The 334-nt window shown below is 70.7% G+C and carries 1 pseudogene; it reads left to right on the forward strand.

The features are described from left to right. A pseudogene (locus ACV22W_RS33690) lies at positions 1-334 on the forward strand (acetyl-CoA C-acetyltransferase); the annotation flags it as partial.

Here is a 334-nt window from a genome sequence, read left to right on the forward strand (position 1 = left end):
AGGCATACGCGAACGCGGGCGTGGATCCGAGCGTGATGGGCATGGGGCCGGTGCCGGCATCGCGCCGCTGCCTGGAGCGAGCGGGCTGGACGCCGGGCGATCTGGACCTGATGGAAATCAACGAGGCCTTCGCGGCGCAGGCGCTGGCGGTGCACAAGCAGATGGGCTGGGACACGTCGAAGGTGAACGTGAACGGCGGGGCGATCGCGATCGGTCACCCGATCGGCGCGTCGGGCTGCCGGATCCTGGTGACGCTGCTGCACGAGATGGTCAAGCGCGACGCGAAGCGCGGGCTGGCGTCGCTGTGCATCGGCGGCGGGATGGGCGTCGCGCT

This window comes from Burkholderia sp. AW49-1 (assembly GCF_053427845.1).